Below are 19,041 nucleotides of genomic sequence, written 5' to 3'. Positions count from 1 at the left end.
AGCCGAAAGCGGGCCCCCACCCCCAGAGGGGAAGGGACCCGCATCAGGCCGAAGGCCACAAACGGCGGCAGACGGCGGTAAACGGCTACAGACCGTACTTGGCCCGGGCTTCCTTCACCGCGGAAGCGGGCACCTCGCCACGACGGGCGAGCTGCGCGAGCGAGGCCACGACGATCGACTCGGCGTCGATGCCGAAGTGGCGACGCGCCGCGTCACGCGTGTCCGAGATGCCGAAGCCGTCCGCGCCGAGCGACGAGTAGTCCTGCTCGACCCACTGCGCGATCTGGTCCGGCACCTGGCGCATGTAGTCGGAGACGGCAAGGACGGGACCCTGCGCGCCTTCCAGAGCCGAGCGCACGTACGGAATCCGCTCCTCGCCACGCAGGATCGCCTCGTCCGCCTCCAGGGCGTCGCGGCGCAGCTCGGTCCAGGACGTCGCGGACCACACGTCGGCGGCCACACCCCACTCCTCGGCGAGCATCTTCTGCGCGGCAAGGGTCCAGTGGATGGCCGTACCCGAACCGATGAGCTGGATGCGCGAGGCGTTGGCGGCGGGGGAGAGCCCCGCCGTCTCGGCGGTGTTGAAGCGGTACAAACCCTTGATGATGCCCTCGTCGACACCCGCGGGCTTCGCGGGCTGCGGCATCGGCTCGTTGTACACGGTGAGGTAGTAGAAGACGTTCTGGTCCTCACCGGGGGCGGCCTCGCCGTACATCCGGCGCAGACCGTCCTTGACGATCGCCGCGACCTCGTAGGCGAACGCGGGGTCGTACGACATGGCGGCGGGGTTCGTCGCGGCGATCACCGGCGAGTGACCGTCCGCGTGCTGCAGACCCTCACCCGTCAGCGTCGTACGGCCGGCGGTGGCGCCGACGAGGAAGCCGCGGCCGAGCTGGTCGCCGAGCTGCCACATCTGGTCGGCGGTCCGCTGCCAGCCGAACATCGAGTAGAAGATGTAGAACGGGATCATGGCTTCGCCGTGCGTCGCGTACGACGACGACGCGGCGATGAAGTCCGCCATCGAACCGGCCTCGGTGATCCCCTCGTTGAGGATCTGGCCGTCCTTCGCCTCGCGGTAGTACATGAGCTGGTCGCGGTCGACCGGCTCGTACGTCTGGCCCTTCGGCGAGTAGATGCCGAGCGACGGGAAGAGCGACTCCATGCCGAAGGTGCGCGCCTCGTCGGGGACGATCGGCACCCAGCGCTTGCCGGTCTCCTTGTCGCGGATCAGGTCCTTGACGAGACGTACGAACGCCATGGTCGTCGCGATCGACTGCGAGCCGGAGCCCTTGTCGAACGAGGCGAACGACTTGTCGGCCGGGGCGGGCAGCGGCGCGAGCGGCTGCGTGCGGCGGGCCGGGGCCGGACCGCCGAGCGCGGCACGGCGCTCCTGGAGGTAGCGGACCTCGGGGGAGTCGGCGCCCGGGTGGCCGTAGGGCACCTGGCCGTCGACGAAGTCGCTGTCCGAGATCGGCAGCTCAAGGAGGTCACGCATGTCCTTGAACTCGTCCACCGTGAGCTTCTTCATCTGGTGGTTGGCGTTCTTGGACTCGAAGCCCTTGCCGAGCGTGAAGCCCTTGACCGTCTGCGCGAGGATCACGGTCGGCGCACCCTTGTGGGTGAGCGCCGCACGGTAGGCCGCGTAGACCTTGCGGGCCTCGTGGCCGCCGCGCGAGAGGTGGAAGCACTCGCTGATCTTGTCGTCGCTCAGCAGCTTGCCCAGCTCGACGAGCGCGGGCTCGGAGCCGAAGAAGTGCTCCCGGATGTAGGCGGCGTCGCGCGTCGCGTACGTCTGGAACTGCGCGTCCGGCACCTCGCGGAGGCGGCGGACCAGGGCGCCGTTCGTGTCGAGCTGGAACAGCTCGTCCCAGGCGTTGCCCCACAGGACCTTGATGACGTTCCAGCCGGCGCCGCGGAACTGGGCCTCCAGCTCCTGCACCACGCGGAAGTTGGCGCGGACCGGGCCGTCGAGGCGCTGCAGGTTGCAGTTGATGACGTACGTGAGGTTGTCGAGACCCTCACGGGCGGCCAGCGCGAGGGCGGCCGTCGACTCGGGCTCGTCCATCTCGCCGTCACCGAGGAACGCCCACACGTGCGAGGGCGAGACGTCCTTGATGTTGCGGTTGGTGAGGTAGCGGTTGAACCGCGCCTGGTAGATCGCCGACAGCGGGCCGAGACCCATCGAGACGGTCGGGAACTCCCACAGCCAGGGCAGACGGCGCGGGTGCGGGTAGGAGGGGAGGCCGTTGCCGCCCGACTCCTGCCGGAAGTTGTCGAGCTGTGTCTCGTTCAGACGGCCGTCGAGGAACGCGCGGGCGTAGATGCCGGGGGAGGCGTGGCCCTGGATGTACAGCTGGTCGCCGGAACCGTCCCCCTCCTTGCCCTTGAAGAAGTGGTTGAAGCCCGTCTCGTACAGCCAGGCGGCCGAGGCGAAGGTGGCGATGTGGCCGCCGACGCCGTGCTTGCTGCCCCGGGTCACCATCGCGGCCGCGTTCCAGCGGTTCCACGCGGCGATCCGCTGCTCCATCGCCTCGTCGCCCTCGATCGCCGGCTCGGCGGAGGTGGGGATGGTGTTGACGTAGTCGGTCTCAAGGAGCTTGGGCAGCGCCAGGCCCGCGCCCTCGGCGCGCTCCAGCGTGCGCCGCATCAGGTATGCGGCTCGGTGCGGCCCGGCCGCCTGGGTAACGGCGTCCAGGGAGGCCTGCCATTCGGCGGTCTCCTCGGGGTCGCGGTCCGGGAGCTGGTCGAGCTCGCTCGGCTGGATTGCGGAGGGGTCGGTCATGTCGCCGCCTTCCTGAGTCGGAGGGGGTCCCCTGTTCGGTAAGGGGTGGGGGTGCCCTAGGTCTTTGGCAGGACAGGGCGTGAGGCTCTGGTACGGAGTCGTTTGTGCGGCTCCGCCACAACCCCGTCGGAGACTCTAACTCCGTGATCGATGATCGATCAAAGGGTTGAAGGGGAAAACTCTTTTATATTCAGAAAGTAGGCATCCGGTGCCATTAATACGGGCACGCGGTGCCTTCGATTTAAAGGATCGGTGCAGGTGAGGGCACGTATGAGCGGGTCGGTCACGGATGAGCGCGGGAGCCTGTGAAGGCCCCGGAATCACGTCAGGCGCGCGGCGCGCAGCCCAGGACGTGCGCCTTCACCAGCTCGGCGATGGCCGGATCACGCCGCCGGAACGCCGAGACCAGGGCCTCGTGCTCCTCCGCGTACGACTGCTGCACCGTCCCCAGCCATCGGATCGAAAGCGCGGTGAAGACCTCGATGCCGAGGCCCTCCCAGGTGTGCAGCAGCACGGAGTTGTGCGCGGCCCGCACCAACTCCCGGTGGAAACCGACCGTGTGCCGCACCTGCGAGGTGCCGTCGGCGGCCCGGTCCGCCTCGTACAGGGCGGCGACATGGGGCTCCAGCGCCGAGCAGTCCACGGCCAGGCTCTCCGCCGCGAGCTCCGCGGCGATGGCCTCCAGGCCCGCACGGACGGGGTAGCTCTCCTCCAGGTCCGCCGCGGTCAAGTTCCGTACGCGCACGCCCTTGTTGGGCGCCGACTCGATGAGCCGCAGCGTCTCCAGCTCACGCAGGGCCTCGCGCACGGGGGTCTGCGAGACCTCGAGCTCGACGGCGATGCGCCGCTCCACGATCCGCTCGCCCGGCTGCCAGCGCCCGCTGACGATCCCCTCCACGATGTGCTCGCGGATCTGTTCGCGCAGCGAGTGAACGACGGGCGCGGTCATGTGGGCTCCTCCGGCGGGGGCGGGCCCCCAGGGCGTTGTGACCCCTAGACAATACGGCGACGCCCCCGTTCGGAAACCTCCGAACGGGGGCGTACGCCCTGATGAGACGAGTCTTACAGCCCTGGGGCCGTAGAACTACAGGCCGAGCTCGACCTCGAACTCGCCGGCCTCAAGGATGGCCTTGACCGTGGTCAGGTAGCGGGCGGCGTCCGCGCCGTCCACCAGACGGTGGTCGTAGGAGAGCGAGAGGTACGTCATGTCCCGCACGGCGATGGTCTCGCCGAGGTCGGGGTGGTTGATGACGACCGGACGCTTCACCGTGGCACCGATGCCCAGGATCGCGGCCTGGTTCGGCGGCACGATGACCGTGTCGAACAGGGCACCGCGCGAACCGGTGTTGGAGACCGTGAAGGTGGCACCGGACATGTCGTCCGGGGTGAGGCCACCGCCGCGGGCCTTGCCGGCCAGCTCGGCGGTCTTCTTGGAGATACCGGCGATGTTCAGGTCGCCCGCGCCCTTGATGACCGGCGTCATCAGACCCTTCTCGGCGTCAACGGCGATGCCGATGTTCTCCGAGTCGAAGTACGTGATGGTGCCTTCGTCGTCGTTGATCCGGGCGTTGACGACCGGGTGGGCCTTCAGCGCCTGGGCGGCGGCCTTGACGAAGAACGGCATCGGCGAGAGCTTGACGCCCTCACGGGCCGCGAACGCGTCCTTCGCCTTGGCGCGCAGCTTCATCAGCTTCGTGATGTCGACCTCGACGACCGAGGTCAGCTGGGCCTGCGAGTGCAGCGCCTTCATCATGTTGTCGCCGATGACCTTGCGCATGCGGGTCATCTTGACCGTCTGGCCGCGGAGGGGAGAGGCCTCCAGGGCCGGGGCCTTCGAAGCGGCACGGCCCTCGGCAGAACCAGCGGCAGCCGGAGCCGGGGCGGACTTCTTGGCCTCGGCGGCCGCGATGACGTCCTGCTTGCGGATGCGGCCACCGACGCCGGTGCCCTTGACGTCCGACAGGCTCACGCCGTGCTCGTTGGCGAGCTTGCGCACCAGCGGCGTGACGTACGCGCCGTCGTCGGCCGGGGAGGACGGAGCGGCAGGCGCGGCAGGCGCCGACGGGGCCGGGGCGGCGGGCTGCGCCGGGGCGGGCGCGGCGGGAGCCGGAGCGGCCGGAGCCGCGGGCTGGGCCGGAGCCGGAGCGGCAGCGGCGGGCGCGGCCGGGGCGGCCGGCGCGGCGGGGGCGGCCGGGGCGGCCGGCGCGGCGGGGGCGGCCGGAGCCGGCTTCTCGGCGGCCGGAGCGGCCGGGGCAGCCGGAGCGGCGGCGGCCGGAGCCGCGCCGGGAGCGCCGACGACGGCGAGCTTGGCGCCGACCTCAGCGGTCTCGTCCTCGCCCACGACGATCTCGAGCAGCACGCCCGCGACCGGGGAGGGGATCTCGGTGTCGACCTTGTCCGTGGAGACCTCGAGCAGGGGCTCGTCCTCCGCGACCTCCTCGCCGACCTCCTTCAGCCAACGGGTGACGGTGCCCTCGGTGACCGACTCGCCCAGTGCGGGCAGCGTGACGTCGGTGCCGGAGGCGCCACCGGCCGGGGCGGCCGGAGCAGCCGGGGCCTCGGCGGCGGGAGCCGGAGCCGCGGGGGCCTCGGCGGCCGGGGCCGGAGCCTCGGCCTGCGCGGGCTCGGCGGCCGGGGCGGACTCGGCCGCGGGGGCGCCGCTGCCGTCGTCGATGACGGCCAGCTCGGCGCCGACCTCGACGGTCTCGTCCTCGGCGACCTTGATGGAGGCCAGGATGCCGGCGGCAGGGGAGGGGATCTCGGTGTCGACCTTGTCGGTCGAGACCTCGAGCAGCGGCTCGTCGGCCTCGACGCGCTCGCCCTCGGCCTTCAGCCAACGGGTGACAGTGCCCTCGGTGACGCTCTCGCCGAGCGCCGGAAGGGATACGGAAACCGCCATGGTTTCAGTTGCTCCTTACGAAATTGCGGGAAGTCTAGGTCGTCGCGCCCGAAACTGAAGGTCAGTCGTGGGAGTGGAGAGGCTTGCCCGCGAGGGCCAGGTGAGCCTCGCCCATCGCCTCGTTCTGCGTCGGGTGGGCGTGGATGAGCTGGGCGACCTCGGCCGGCAGCGCTTCCCAGTTGTAGATCAGCTGGGCTTCGCCGACCTGCTCGCCCATGCGGTCGCCGACCATGTGGACGCCGACCACGGCACCGTCCTTGACCTGGACGAGCTTGATCTCGCCCGCGGTCTTGAGGATCTTGCTCTTGCCGTTGCCCGCCAGGCTGTACTTGAGGGCGACGACCTTGTCCGCGCCGTAGATCTCCTTGGCCTTGGCCTCGGTGATGCCCACGGAGGCGACCTCGGGGTGGCAGTACGTCACCTTCGGCACGCCGTCGTAGTCGATCGGGACGGTCTTGAGACCGGCCAGGCGCTCCGCCACCAGGATGCCCTCGGCGAAGCCGACGTGCGCGAGCTGGAGGGTCGGCACCAGGTCGCCCACGGCCGAGATGGTCGGGACGTTGGTCTGCATGTACTCGTCGGCGAGGACGTAGCCACGGTCCATGGCGACGCCCTGCTCCTCGTAGCCGAGGCCCTGGGAGACCGGGCCGCGGCCGATGGCGACGAGCAGCACCTCGGCCTCGAAGGTCTTGCCGTCGGCGAGAGTCACGCGGACGCCGTCCTGTGTGTACTCGGCCTTCTCGAAGAAGGTGCCGAGGTTGAACTTGATGCCGCGCTTGCGGAACGCGCGCTCAAGAAGCTTCGAGGAGTTCTCGTCCTCGACCGGCACGAGGTGCTTGAGGCCCTCGACGACGGTGACCTCGGATCCGAAGGACTTCCACGCCGAGGCGAACTCGACGCCGATGACGCCGCCGCCCAGGATGATCGCGGACTTCGGCACGCGGTCCAGGGTCAGGGCGTGGTCCGAGGAGATGATGCGGTTGCCGTCGATCTCCAGGCCCGGCAGCGACTTCGGCACGGAGCCGGTCGCGAGCAGCACGTGGCGGCCCTGGACGCGCTGGCCGTTCACGTCCACGGAGGTCGGGGACGAGAGCTTGCCCTCGCCCTCGATGTACGTCACCTTGCGCGAGGCGATGAGTCCCTGCAGGCCCTTGTAGAGCCCGGAGATCACGTCGTCCTTGTACTTGTGGACGGCCGCCATGTCGATGCCCTCGAAGGTGGCCTTCACACCGAACTGATCGGCTTCGCGAGCCTGGTCGGCGATCTCACCGGCGTGCAGCAGCGCCTTCGTGGGGATGCAGCCGTTGTGCAGGCAGGTACCGCCGACCTTGCCCTTCTCGATCAGGGCGACGTCCAGGCCCAGCTGCGACGCGCGCAGTGCCGCGGCGTAACCGCCGCTACCGCCGCCGAGGATCACTAGGTCGAAAACGGTGCTGGCGTCGTTCGCCACGTCACGTCCTCCATGCATGTGCGCCGTACGCCGGACCGCTCTTCCCGGGGGACGACCGGTCGGTCGGCTGGTATTCGGCCGCTCTTGTTTCGGCCCTGTGGTGGGGGCCCTGTCCTGCCGAGAACCCATCTTCGCACTTGTCGGCGGGAGGTGGGACGGCGGGCCGGGCTGTGAGATGTCTGATGTGCCACGTCCGGGCGTTACCCAGGCGTATGAAAAGTAGGAAGGCGCGCAGCGCGGCCTTGGAAGGGTGGTGGTGGGAGACGGGCGGGCGGATTTCGTTAAGGGCGAAATCGGGCAGGGCCCGGACATCTGGACGTCCGGGCCCTGCCCCACGTACGACGGATCAGCAGGTCAGCCGAGGTCGCCCGCGGCCGTGCGCTCCGCGAGGCGGACCAGGGTGCGGACCGCGGTGCCGGTGCCGCCCTTGGGGGTGTAGCCGAAGGCGCCGCCCTCGTTGTAGGCCGGACCCGCGATGTCCAGGTGCGCCCAGGTGATGCCCTCGCCGACGAACTCCTTCAGGAAGAGACCGGCCACCAGACCGCCGCCCATGCGCTCGCCCATGTTGGCGATGTCGGCGGTGGGGGAGTCCATGCCCTTCTTCAGGTGCTCGGGAAGCGGCATCGGCCAGGACGGCTCGCCCGCCTCCTCGGAGGCGTCGTGGATCGCGGCGCGGAACGCGTCGTCGTTGGCCATGATGCCGAAGGTGCGGCTGCCGAGCGCCATCATCATCGCGCCGGTCAGCGTGGCCACGTCGACGATCGCGTCGGGGGCGTCCTCGGAGGCCTTGGCGATCGCGTCGGCCAGGACCAGACGGCCCTCGGCGTCCGTGTTCAGGACCTCGACGGTCTTGCCGCTGTACATCCGCAGGACGTCGCCGGGGCGGGTCGCGGAGCCGGACGGCATGTTCTCGGCGAGCGCCAGCCAGCCGGTGACGTTCACCTCGAGGCCCAGGCGCGCGGCGGAGACGACGGCCGCGAAGACGGCGGCGGCACCGGCCATGTCGCACTTCATGGTCTCGTTGTGACCGGCGGGCTTCAGCGAGATGCCGCCTGAGTCGTACGTGATGCCCTTGCCGACGAAGGCCAGGTGCTTCTTCGCCTTGGACGACGTGTACGAGAGCTTCACCAGGCGCGGCGGGGCCTCCGAGCCGACGCCGACACCGAGGATGCCGCCGTAGCCGCCCTTGGCGAGCGCCTTCTCGTCCAGGACCTGGACCTTGATGCCGTGCTCCTTGCCGGCCGCGGAGGCGACCGCGGCGAAGGCCTCGGGGTTCAGGTCGTTCGGCGGGGTGTTGATCAGGTCGCGGGCGCGGTTGAGCTCCTCGGACACGGCGATGGCGCGCTCGACGGCGGCCTTGTACGCCTTGTCGCGGGGCTTGCCGCCGAGCAGGGCGATCTCGGCGAGGGGGCCCTTGGCGTCCTTGCTGTTTTTGCCCTCCTTCCCCTTGGCGGAACCGTTCTCCTTGTAGGCGTCGAAGGAGTACGCGCCGAGCAGCGCGCCCTCGGCGATCGCACCGGTGTCCTCGGCGTCCTCGGCGGGCAGCGCGAACCCGGCCTTCTTCGAGCCGGACAGGGCGCGCGCGGCGGTACCGGCGGCGCGGCGCAGGGCGTCGGTGCCGTACGTCTCGTCCTTCTCCGGCACCGTGCCGAGGCCGACCGCGAGGACGACCGGCGCCTTGAAGCCGGACGGCGCGGGCAGCTTGGTCACCTCGCCCTCGGCGCCCGAGGCACCGAGGGTCTCCAGGACGGACGCGAGCTTGCCGTCGTACGCCTTGTCCACGGCTTCGGCGCCGGGGGCGACGACCGGGCCCTTGGCGCCCTTCGCCACGCCGATGACGATCGCGTCGGCACGGAGGCCGGACGCGGCGGCGGTGCTGAGAGTCAGAGCAGTCACGGTGGTGAATTCTCGCTTCCGTTGAGTTCCTTGGCCGATGGGGTGGGTCGGCCCGCCCGGCGCCAGCCTAGAACGGGCCGGAAAGGCACCGGACATGAGCCTACGCGCGTCGCGCCCATTCGATCGTGTCGGCGCAGATTCATCCGTTCGTGTCGGCACTTTTATGTTTCAGCCGAAGCGTCCGCGAATCAGCCGAAGGCGAGGACGACCAGGGCCGTCGTGGCCGCGGTCTCGGCCAGGGCGCCGAAGACGTCGCCGGTGATGCCGCCGAAGCGGCGGACGCAGTGCCGCAGGAGCAGCTCGGCGGCGCACAGAGCGAGGATGACGGAAGCCGCGTACTGCACGCTCTCGTACGCCCCGAAAGGCACGGCGGCGAGCGCGGCCAGCGCGGTGATCAGCCCCGCGGTGAGCAGGGCCGCGCCGTGCGGAACCGTTCCTGCCACCGCCGCTCCGAGCCCCTCCGGGCGGGCCGCGGGGACACCGCGGCGGGCGGCCAGGGTGAGGGCGAGGCGGGCCGCGGTCGCCGAGACGGCCGCGGCGAGTGCGCCCCGGGTCCACGAGGCCTCGTACAGTTGGAAGAGGACGGCCACTTGGGCGAGCAGGGCGAAGAGCAGCGTGATCACGCCGAAGGGGCCGACGTCGGACTGCTTCATGATGCGCAGCGCGTCCTCGGCGGGCCTGGCGCTGCCGAGGCCGTCGGCGGTGTCGGCGAGGCCATCGAGGTGGAGGCCGCGGGTCAGCGCCGCGGGGACGGCGGCGGTCGCCACGGCCGCCAGGAGGGGGCCCGCGCCCAGGGCCATGAGCGCACCGCCGAGCGCGGCCGAGCAGAGCCCGACGACGAGACCGGCCGCCGGGGCGCAGAGCATCCCGGCGCGGGCCGCCTCACGGTCCCACTTGGTGACGCGGACCGGGAGCGCGGTGAGGGTGCCGAAGGCGAAGCGCAGGCCGTCGGCGGGGGAGGTTCGGGGCACCGCGGAAGGTTACCCCGCTGCCTTTTCTCCACCTGCGGAACGCGGCACCGCCCCGCAGGATGGCCCCATGGCCGACTGGTGGTACCGGAACATCGTGGAGCCGGGAAAGCTCCCACTGCTCCTCGCCCTGCTCTCCTTCGTGGGCTCGTTCCTCATCACCCGCACCATCACGCGCCTCATCCGCGCGGGCAGGGGCCCCTTCCGGAACATCAGCTCGGGGGACGTCCACATCCACCACGTCGTACCGGGCATCTTCCTCATGCTCGTCGGCGGATTCTGGGCGGTCGCCGCGGGCCGGCACAGCCTCGCCTCGATGTTCGCGGCGGTCATCTTCGGCATCGGCGCCGGCCTCGTGCTCGACGAGTTCGCGCTGATCCTCTACCTCGACGACGTCTACTGGAGCGAACAGGGCCGCAAGAGCGTCGAGGTCGTGATGCTGACCGCGGCCCTGGTGGTGCTCGTGCTCACCGGCTTCACCCCGTTCGGCGTGAACGACCTGACCCCGGAGGAGCGCAGCAACCGCGCCGGCCTCGCCCTGAACGTCGCCGTCAACTGCTGCTTCGCCCTGGTCGCGCTGGCCAAGGGCAAGCTGCAGACGGCCGTGATCGGCATGGTGGTCCCGCTGGTCGCGATGGTGGGCGCCATCCGCCTCGCCCGCCCGGGATCGGCCTGGGCCAGGCGCTTCTACCGCAAACGGCACCGTGCCCGTGCCCGTTCGGCCCTGCGTGCCTTCCACCACGACCGCCGCTGGGCGGGGCCGCGCCGCAAGTTTCAGGACCTGATCGGCGGCAAACCCGACCCGGAACTGACCCGCCCGCCACGCCGCTGAAGCATCTCCGAGCAGGCGCACAGCACCAGCACCGCCGCGATCGCCGCCAGATGCTCCTTGCCCGCGAGGTTGTTCTTGATCAGCACCTCCACGACCATCACGGCGATCACGAGCCCCGCCGTGAACCAGGCCCGGTAGCGCCAGCACACATAGACCGCGAGGCCGACCACCGCCGCGGAGGGACCGGTGTCGACGACCTGCGCGTCGGACGCGGGGAGCCCCAGCGGGCTGCCGGGGCCCCACTCGATGCCCACGCGCGCGTAGAGCGTTCCCGCGAGGGTGGCCACGTAGCCGACGACGAGCGTGCGCCACCAGCCGACGCAGATCTCCGCGATGCCGAACACCAGGAGGATCTGCGCCAGCGCACCCCAGACCGGCAGGTCGAGCGCGGGCACGAAGAGCGAGAGCGGGGTGCGGAGCAGGGAGAGCCAGAGCGGCTCCTCGGCCCGTACGGAGCCGATGTTCTGCACGAACTGATAGCCCCAGGACTGGTTCTGCGTGAACTGGAAGAGGGCGGTCAGGCAGACGGCGGCCAGCGTCATGGGCGCCGCCCGCCACCGCCGCTCGGCGATGCCCTCGCGCACGGTGGCGTACAGCGGGCCCCACTCGCGGCGGGTCAGCCGGGCGATGCGGGTCTGGACGGCCGGGCGGGCCGGGGCCGGGGTGCTCATCGTCGGGACTCCAGATGCTTGCGGTGCGGCCGCCCCCAAGTTCTCGGCTTCGCTCGAACAGGGAGGGACCCCCTTGGCAGGCTCGGCGCTTCCAGGAAGCCCTCCGCGCGGGCCGACGCGATGCCGATGCGCGGCAGGTCCCCGCTCTTCTCGAAGAGAAGGAAGCGGGGCTCCCAGATCGGGCGGTACTTCGCGTTGGCGCGGTACAGCGACTCGATCTGCCACCACCGCGAGAAGAAGGTGAGCAGGGAGCGCCACAGCCGCAGGACCGGGCCCGCGCCGAGCCGCGAGCCACGTTCGAAGACCGACCTGAACATCGCGAAGTTGAGGGAGACCTGAGTGATGTTGATCTCGGCGGAGCGTTGCAGCAGCTCGATGACCATGAACTCCATCAGGCCGTTCTCGGAGTCGCGGTCGCGCCGCATCAGGTCGAGCGAGAGCCCGTTCGGACCCCACGGCACGAAGGAGAGCACCGCTCTCAACTCCCCTTCCCCATCGGTGCATTCGAGCATCACGCACCGCCCGTCCGTCGGGTCCCCGAGCCGTCCGAGCGCCATCGAGAAGCCGCGCTCGGTGGCCCCGTCCCGCCAGTCGTCGGCCCGCTTGATGAGGTACGCCATCTCGTCGGCCGGAATGTCCTCGTGGCGCCGGATCCGCACCTCGTAACCGGCCCTCTTGACCCGGTTGTACGCCTGACGGACCGTCCGCATGGCCCGCCCCTCCAGGGTGAACTCGTCCGTCTCGACGATGGCTTCGTCGCCCAGTTCGAGGGCGTCCAGGCCGTGCCGGGCGTAGATCGTGCCGGCCTCCTCGCTCGCGCCCATCACGGCGGGGATCCAGCCGTGTTCGCGGGCGTCGGCGAGCCAGGGTTCGATGGCGCCGGGCCAGGCCTCCGGATCGCCGATGGGGTCGCCGGAGGCCAGTGAGACGCCTCCGACCACCCGGTAGACGACCGCCGCCTTGCCGCTCTGCGACCACACGGCGCTCTTCTCGCGGCGCAGCGCGAAGTAGCCGAGCGAGTCGCGTTCGCCGTACCGGTCGAGCAGTTCGTGCAGCTTGCGCTCGTCGTCCTCGGTGAGCGGGTCGACCGCCCGGCGTGAGCGGAACGCGGCGTACAGGACGGCCAGGAGGAGCAGCGTGCTGAGCACGTTGATGCTGACGTTGACCCAGCCGGGCGTGGTGATGCCCTCGAACCGCCGGTCGTCGGCGGCCAGCGAGACCAGGCGCATCGTGCCGTAGCGCCAGCGGTCGAGGAAGGTCGAACGGTAGTCGTCGTGCGCGCGGTTGGTGACGGTGACCAGGAGCGCGGCGATCAGCGAGGTCACGAGCAACCCGCCGACGGCGACGGCCGCGGCCAGCTTCGGGTTGGAGCGGTCGCCCTTGGCGTAGAACTCCCGCCGCCCGACGACCAGCGAGGCGACGAAGGCGGCGGTCAGGGCGAGGGAGATCCAGTTCTGCGCGTACCCGCGGATCTCCGGGAAGATCATGGCGAACGCGAAGAGAAGCAGGAAGAGCCCGCTGAGTACGAGATTGAGAATCCAGGCGGCGCGTTTGCGGCGGCGCATCGTGATCGCCAGGAACATCGTGAACGCACCGGACGCGAAGCCCGCGGTGAGCAGGTAGGGCGTGAAGTAGTTCTCGGTGTTGTGCCGCCGCAGATCCTGCCCCAGGGAGACCCAGACCGCGCTCAGGAAGTTGATGAAGGTGACGGCGCGGAGGTACCAGACGCTGAAGGCCGCGGCGAGACGCCGACGGCGCCCGGCAGCAGATTGTTCATCTCCCATGAAAAGGGATCATATGGGCCATGCCGGGCCGTCCTCGGCTGCGCGCGGACGCGCCGCCTACTCCGCTTCGGGATCCCCGGCCCTGGCCGGGACCCCGGCCCTTGTCTTGGTCTCCTTGGGCTCGGTCCTGGGCTCGGGGTCCGTCTCCGCCTCGGGCTCGGGCTCCGGCTCCCGCTCGGGCAGCTCCGCCGAGAGCGCCGCGGCCGCCCGCACCAGCGGCAGCGCGAGCAGCGCCCCCACGCCCTCCCCGACCTGCACGCCCTGTTCGAGCACGGGGTCGAGCGCCATCCGGTCCAGGGCCTTGGCCTGCGCGGGCTCCCCGCTGCTGTGCCCCGCCAGCCACCAGTCCGGCGCCCGGAAGGCGACCCGCTGGGCCACCAGCGCCGCGGCCGACGCCACCACACCGTCCAGGACGACCGGCGTACGCCGCACCGCGCACTGCAGAAGGAACCCGGTCATGGCGGCGATGTCCGCACCGCCCACCGTCGCGAGCAGCTCCAGCTGATCGCCGAGGACGGGCCGCGCCCGCCGCAGCGAGTCCCGGACCGCCGCGCACTTGCGCATCCACGCGAGGTCGTCGATCGGCGCGCCGCCCCGCCCGGTCACCACGGACGCGTCGGTCCCGCACAGCGCGGCGACCAGCGTCGCCGCGGGAGTCGTGCCACCCACGCTCACATCGCCGAGCACGACCAGATCGGTCCCGGAGTCCGCCTCCTCGTCGGCGACGGCCATCCCCGCCCGCACCGCGGCCTCGGCCTCCTCGGCCGTCAGCGCGTCCTCGATGTCGACGCGTCCCGATCCGCGCCGCACCCGGTGCCCCGCCACCTCCGCGGGCAGCTCGGCCGGGTCGCAGTCCAGGGCCATGTCGACGACCCGGACGGGTACGTCGAGGCGGCGCGCGAGGACGGACACGGGGCTCGCGCCGGAGAGCACGGCACGGACGAGCTCGGCCGCACTGCCCGCGGGCCGCGCGGAGACGTCGAGGCGGGCCACACCGTGGTCACCGGCGAAGAGGATCACGCGCGGCCGCTCGATCGGCTTGACCGGCACCGACGACTGGGCCGCGGACAGCCACTCGCCCAGTTCGTCCAGGCGGCCGAGGGCCCCGGGCGGCACGCTCTGCCGCTCCCTGCGCTCCTCGGCGTCGCGGCGGATCCCGCCGTCGGGCCGCTCGATCAGGTCGGTGAAGTCGTCGAGATTCAGCGAGCTCATTCGCCGAACAGTACCGGCAGGGCGCGGGCGCGGCTCGAACGGCCCGGCAGCGGGCATCCCCGCGCGGTCGGGGCCACGGAACGCGGCGCCCGCACGGTGTCGTTGCGCCGATGCCGATGATCCCTTACGTACCGTTTGGTGTGGTTTGTCGTGCTACTCGCATGCGCACCGTTCGCACCGCTCGACAGAGGAGCCCGCCACGCCCATGGACGCCGCACAGGCCACCGCCGCACAGGCCGAGAAGATCTTCGCCGTCACCGGATCCGCCCGCCGCCACCAGGCACGGGCCCGCGCGATGGGCCGCTTCATCGAGCCCGAGAGCTGGCTGGACATCGACACCGGGCACGGGCACTTCCCCGCCGTCGCACGGGAGGTGCACCCCTACACCGCCTTCGACGGCCTGGACCCGACCACGCGCGTGGAGGACGGCCGCAGGGCCGGCCGCGTGGAGGAGGCCCACCGCGGGCTGCTCGCCGACCTGGCGCCGAAGCTCGCGGGGCGCTACGACGCGCTGAGCATGTTCCACTACCTGGAGCGCAGCGCCGACCCGCGCATCGAACTCATCGCCGCCCGCACGGTGCTGCGGCCCGGCGGCCATCTGATGATCGAGGTCCCCGTCCCGCAGAGCCGGTACGCCAGGGTCCTCGACCTGGGGTGGATCAGGCCCGGGCCCTACCACCGCATCCCGCTCGCCGACCTCCGGCGCGAGCTGGAGGGCCTCGGCTACACCGTCGTGGCCACCGACCGGCGCGAGCCGCACATCCCGTTCGTCCTCACCGCGCGGCTCGCCGTCGTCCTCGGCCGCATCCGCGCCGCGGCCCGCCTCGCGGTCCCGCTCCTGGCCGCCGCCGCCCTGGCCGACCGGGCGCTGGCGCCGCTGGTCAGCCGCACCCGCTTCTCCAACGCCTACCGGGTCATCGCCCGCCGGAACCCGGACTCCTGACCGGCCGGGCCGGCGGCGCAGGGAGCCGCGCCGGTCAGCCGCGCAGGGTGAGGGCCTGGCCCGCCACGACCATCAGGACGTGCTCGCACTCCGCCGCGAACGCCGCGTTCAGACGGCCCAGTTCATCGCGGTAGCGGCGGCCCGACGCGGTCGCCGGGACGATGCCGGAGCCCACCTCGTTCGACACGGCGACGACCGTGCGCCGGGTCGCGCGCACCGCGTCCGTGAGCTCCGCGACCCGCTTGCGCAGCGCCCGCTCGCCACCGCCCGCCCATTCGTCGTCGTCCCACGCGTTCACCTCGTCCATGGCGTACGTCAGCCACAGCGAGAGGCAGTCGATGAGCAGGGGAGGGCCGCCCGCGGCGAGCAGCGGCACGAGGTCGCAGGTCTCGGCGGTGCTCCACGAACCGGGCCGCCGCTCGCGGTGGGCGCTCACCCGGTCCGCCCACTCCGAGTCGCCGTTCCTGGTCCCGCCCGTGGCCACGTACAGCACCTCGGGGAACGCCTCCAGGCGGCGCTCCGCCTCCACCGACTTCCCGGACCGGGCGCCGCCCACGACGAGGGTGCGGCGCGGCACGTCCGGTACGTCCTCATAGGCGCCGACCACCAGCGTCGTCCCGTCCGGCACGGCCCGCGCGCCGGCGGCGGCCAGCCTGCGGACCAGCTCCGCGCCCGGCGGCACCTCATGCCCCAGATGGACGGCGACGACGTCCGTGGTCGGGCCGATCGCCCCCGTGGCCCGCAGCCGCGCGAGCGAGTCGGGGCGCCCGACGACATCGGCGAGGACCATCTCGTACGCGGCCTGCTCGTCCGGCAGCCCGGCGGGCGCACCCCCCGGAGGCAGATACAGCAGCCGCTCCCCGTCAGGGCCCGCCACCTCGTACCCCGTGCCGGGGTGGTCCATCGCCACCGCCCGCACCCGGTGCCCGGTGAGCAGCGCGAGCTCCCGCCCGTCGGGCACCCGGCCCGGCTGCGGCAGCCCGGCCGGTACCTCCACCGAGGGGCCGTCGTGCGGATGGGAGAGCAGCACCTGGCGCACACCGCCGAGCGAGTGCCCCGAGCGGGCGGCCGCGAAGGCGGCACCAGGAGTGAGGTCGAGCAGCAGGACGCCGTCCACCAGAAGGGCGGTGGCGGCCCGCGCGGCGCCGCCGAGCGCGGTCGCGCAGGCCGCGCAGGGGCAGCCGGGGCGGGGCAGGCCTTCGGGGGCGCCGGTGCCGAGCAGAGTCAGTTCCACAGGAAGATCCTCCCGCGTCACCGCGAGCGCCGCTCGCCCGGCTAGGCTTCCAAGGGCTTCACACAGCTGTCGGACCATCGGGAGGCTGGCATGGCGGCATGGACGTGGCGGTTCGAGAAGGCGGACGGGACGGAGGTCCAGCCCGCTCTGACGCCCGAGGAGTTCACGACTCAGGGGGACGCGGAGTCGTGGGTCGGCGAGTTCTGGAAAGAGCTCGCGGAAGGCGGCGCCGACCAGGTGTCGCTCTTCGAGGACGCGAACAAGATCTATGGGCCGATGAGCCTGCACGCGGAGGAAGCGGCGCAGGCTGAGTGACGGCTGAACGCGAGGGGCGCGCCGCTTCAAGCGGCGCGCCCCTCGCGCGTTCCCGCCTCTCTGGTTTCTCGCGCTACATCTCGCCCAGCGTGACGTCGGCGGTCTTGTCGGAGCCGTCCCTGGTGTACGTCACCTGCGCCTTCCCGCCCGGCTTCTCCCCGGCGAGCGCCTCGGAGAGCGAGGTGATCGTGGTGATCGGGGTGTCTCCCAGCTTGGTGATGATGTCGCCGGCCTCGATGCCCGCCTTCGCCGCTGCACCGTCCTTCTGCGCGTCGGCGACGGCGACGCCCGCGGGCTTGTAGTCGTCGCCCAGGACCGTGCGTCCCGTGATGCCGAGGGCGGCCCGGCCCGAGTCGGTGACCTTGCCGTCCTTGATGATCTGGTCGGCGACGGTCTTCACCATCGAGGACGGGATCGCGAACCCGATGCCGGGCGCCGCGCTGTCGCCCATCTGCGGGTCGGTGGCGGCGAGCGTCGGGATGCCGATGACCTCGCTGTCGAGATTGACCAGGGCGCCGCCGCTGTTGCCCGGGTTGATCGCGGCGGACGTCTGGACCATGTTCGCGATGGTGGCTCCGGCCGCGCCCTCCGTGCGGGGCTCGCTGACGGTCCTGCCGGTGGCGGAGACGATGCCCTGCGTGACGCTGGACGACAGGCCGAGCGGCGAACCCATGGCGAGCACGATCTGCCCGACCTTCGCCTTCGTGGAGTCCCCGAACTTCGCGGGCTTGAGCTTGTCCGGCGGGTTGTCGAGCTTGATGACGGCGAGGTCCTGCTCGGGGTAGGAGGTGACGAGCTTCGCGGTGAGCGCCTGCTCGCCGGTGGCCGTCGTGACCTTGAAGGTCCGTTCCTTGCCCACGACATGGGCGTTGGTGACGATGTGGCCCTCGTCGTCGTAGACGACGCCGGAGCCGAGGCTGTCGGAGGCGTCGATCTGGACGACCGACGGCAGGACGTTCTCGATCACCTGCTGGTAGTCGTCCTGCAGATCGCCCTCGGCCATGGGCGCGGCCTGGGTGGTGGACTCACCGGAGTCCCCGGACCCGGAGCTGGAACAGCCCGCGACGACGAGTACGGCGGCAAGGGAGACGGTCACGGTGACGGCGGCACGGGTACGCAAGGCATTCATGCCCCGAGTGTCGCTTTGCCCCTGGTATGCCGCCCTGAATTAGGGGGCCGATCAGGGGTGGTTCGCCCCTGCCCACCCAATCCGCTGCGTGTGATCGGGTGGGTGGGCGGGAAACCTCCGCCGCGAAGCGGCGGTTCGATCAGTCCCGCACGCCGCAGGCACGATTCAGTCCCGCACGCCGCAGACATGCAGCAACGCGGCGACCCGCCGATAGGGATCCGTCCGCCCCGCCCGCTCCTCGGCGGCAAGCAGCGCCCCCAGCTCCGCCTCGTCCGGCACGGCCGCACCGTCCGGCGCCCCGTCGGTGAAGACCCGCACCCCGTACCAGGCGTGCAACGGAGCGGCGATCCCGGCGAGCGAAGCGGTCACCGCTTCGAGCCGGTCCGCCCGCGCCTCAAGACCCAGCCGGTTGCGGTACGAGGTGGTGTCGAAGGCAGCCATCGCCCCCGCCCAGTCCCCGGCGAGCCCCGGCCGCATGGCCAGCGCGTCCGCGTTCCGCACGAGGAGGGAGAGCAGCCCGCCGTGGGCCAGCATCCGGGCGAGGCCCGCCAGCAGGGCGTCCGGCTCCTCGACGTACATCAGGACGCCGTGGCACAGCACGACGTCGAAGCTCCCCGGCAGGAAATGCACCCCGGTCTCGCGCCCGTCGCCCTCGACGATGCGGACCCGGCCCTGGATCCCCTCGGGCTCGGCGGCGAGCGCGGACCGCGCCGCGGCCACCATCGCCGCGTCCTGCTCGACGCCCGTCACCTTGTGCCCGGCGCGGGCCAGCCGCAGCGCCTGCGTGCCCTGGCCCATGCCCACGTCGAGCACCCGAAGGCGCTGCCCCACGGGGAAGCGCCCGGCTATCTGCTCGTCGAGCTGCCGGGTCACCAGCTCCTGGCGTACGGCGTTACGAAGACCGCCCAGCTTCTCCAGCCAGGCCG

Annotated in this window: 15 protein-coding genes; 3 read left to right on the top strand and 12 right to left on the bottom strand. The window is 71.6% G+C overall.

The features are described 5' to 3' along the window. Positions 1-85 precede the first annotated feature (85 nt). From aceE to AB0E78_RS02295, 6 genes are all read right to left on the bottom strand, one after another. Positions 86-2,782 (bottom strand): pyruvate dehydrogenase (acetyl-transferring), homodimeric type, encoded by a 2,697-nt coding sequence (aceE, locus tag AB0E78_RS02320; protein ID WP_361827095.1) that lies wholly within the window; start codon positions 2,780-2,782, stop codon positions 86-88. 325 nt (positions 2,783-3,107) lie between these two features. After that, a complete protein-coding gene (locus tag AB0E78_RS02315) occupies positions 3,108-3,731 on the bottom strand; it encodes a GntR family transcriptional regulator (RefSeq protein WP_361827093.1) in 624 nt (207 codons plus the stop codon). A gap of 135 nt (positions 3,732-3,866) precedes the next feature. Continuing rightward, positions 3,867-5,681 (bottom strand): 2-oxoglutarate dehydrogenase, E2 component, dihydrolipoamide succinyltransferase, encoded by a 1,815-nt coding sequence (sucB, locus tag AB0E78_RS02310; protein ID WP_361827090.1) that lies wholly within the window; start codon positions 5,679-5,681, stop codon positions 3,867-3,869. A gap of 61 nt (positions 5,682-5,742) precedes the next feature. Further along, the gene (lpdA, locus tag AB0E78_RS02305; RefSeq protein ID WP_361827088.1) at positions 5,743-7,131 is read right to left on the bottom strand and encodes a dihydrolipoyl dehydrogenase; all 1,389 of its coding nucleotides are present in this window, start codon (positions 7,129-7,131) and stop codon (positions 5,743-5,745) included. 354 nt (positions 7,132-7,485) lie between these two features. After that, positions 7,486-9,027, bottom strand: coding sequence for a leucyl aminopeptidase (locus AB0E78_RS02300; RefSeq protein ID WP_361827086.1), 1,542 nt, complete (start codon positions 9,025-9,027; stop codon positions 7,486-7,488). Positions 9,028-9,215: 188 nt separating this feature from the next. Further along, positions 9,216-9,998, bottom strand: a complete 783-nt coding sequence (locus AB0E78_RS02295; protein WP_361827083.1) for an adenosylcobinamide-GDP ribazoletransferase — start codon at positions 9,996-9,998, stop codon at positions 9,216-9,218. 67 nt (positions 9,999-10,065) lie between these two features. Between AB0E78_RS02295 and AB0E78_RS02290 the strand changes: the two genes are divergently transcribed. Continuing rightward, positions 10,066-10,827: a hypothetical protein gene (locus tag AB0E78_RS02290; RefSeq protein ID WP_361827080.1), complete on the top strand. Its 762-nt coding sequence runs from the start codon at positions 10,066-10,068 to the stop codon at positions 10,825-10,827. Here the strand turns inward: AB0E78_RS02290 and AB0E78_RS02285 are convergent. From AB0E78_RS02285 to cobT, 3 genes are read right to left on the bottom strand one after another with little or no spacing between them, the layout of a single operon-like run. Further along, a complete protein-coding gene (locus AB0E78_RS02285; protein ID WP_361827077.1) occupies positions 10,770-11,498 on the bottom strand; it encodes a hypothetical protein in 729 nt (242 codons plus the stop codon). The genes AB0E78_RS02290 and AB0E78_RS02285 overlap by 58 nt on opposite strands. Next, complete coding sequence (locus AB0E78_RS02280) at positions 11,495-13,282, bottom strand: phosphatidylglycerol lysyltransferase domain-containing protein (protein WP_361827075.1); 1,788 nt, start codon at positions 13,280-13,282, stop codon at positions 11,495-11,497. The genes AB0E78_RS02285 and AB0E78_RS02280 overlap by 4 nt, the downstream gene beginning before the upstream one ends. Before the next feature lie 57 nt (positions 13,283-13,339). Continuing rightward, positions 13,340-14,494 (bottom strand): nicotinate-nucleotide--dimethylbenzimidazole phosphoribosyltransferase, encoded by a 1,155-nt coding sequence (cobT, locus tag AB0E78_RS02275; protein WP_361827072.1) that lies wholly within the window; start codon positions 14,492-14,494, stop codon positions 13,340-13,342. Between the two features lie 205 nt (positions 14,495-14,699). Here cobT and AB0E78_RS02270 point away from each other — a divergent pair, with 205 nt between their 5' ends. Continuing rightward, positions 14,700-15,437 (top strand): class I SAM-dependent methyltransferase, encoded by a 738-nt coding sequence (locus AB0E78_RS02270; protein WP_361827069.1) that lies wholly within the window; start codon positions 14,700-14,702, stop codon positions 15,435-15,437. A gap of 34 nt (positions 15,438-15,471) precedes the next feature. Here the strand turns inward: AB0E78_RS02270 and AB0E78_RS02265 are convergent, their stop codons facing one another. Continuing rightward, positions 15,472-16,671, bottom strand: coding sequence for a bifunctional adenosylcobinamide kinase/adenosylcobinamide-phosphate guanylyltransferase (locus tag AB0E78_RS02265; RefSeq protein WP_361827067.1), 1,200 nt, complete (start codon positions 16,669-16,671; stop codon positions 15,472-15,474). Between the two features lie 90 nt (positions 16,672-16,761). Here AB0E78_RS02265 and AB0E78_RS02260 point away from each other — a divergent pair, with 90 nt between their 5' ends. Further along, positions 16,762-16,986: a hypothetical protein gene (locus tag AB0E78_RS02260; RefSeq protein WP_361827065.1), complete on the top strand. Its 225-nt coding sequence runs from the start codon at positions 16,762-16,764 to the stop codon at positions 16,984-16,986. Positions 16,987-17,059: 73 nt separating this feature from the next. On the opposite strand, the gene AB0E78_RS02255 is transcribed toward AB0E78_RS02260, so the two are convergent. Both AB0E78_RS02255 and AB0E78_RS02250 read right to left on the bottom strand, forming a co-directional pair. Beyond that, complete coding sequence (locus AB0E78_RS02255) at positions 17,060-18,115, bottom strand: trypsin-like peptidase domain-containing protein (RefSeq protein ID WP_361827063.1); 1,056 nt, start codon at positions 18,113-18,115, stop codon at positions 17,060-17,062. Between the two features lie 165 nt (positions 18,116-18,280). Beyond that, on the bottom strand, positions 18,281-18,988 hold the full coding sequence (locus AB0E78_RS02250) for a methyltransferase domain-containing protein (protein ID WP_361827061.1): 708 nt from the start codon (positions 18,986-18,988) through the stop codon (positions 18,281-18,283). Between the last annotated feature and the right edge of the window lie 53 nt (positions 18,989-19,041).

The sequence above is a fragment of the Streptomyces sp. NPDC032198 genome (genome assembly GCF_040636975.1).
Lineage (GTDB): Bacteria > Actinomycetota > Actinomycetes > Streptomycetales > Streptomycetaceae > Streptomyces.
Note: the sequence above shows the minus strand (reverse complement) of the source record. Positions and strands in the feature narration are given on the sequence as shown.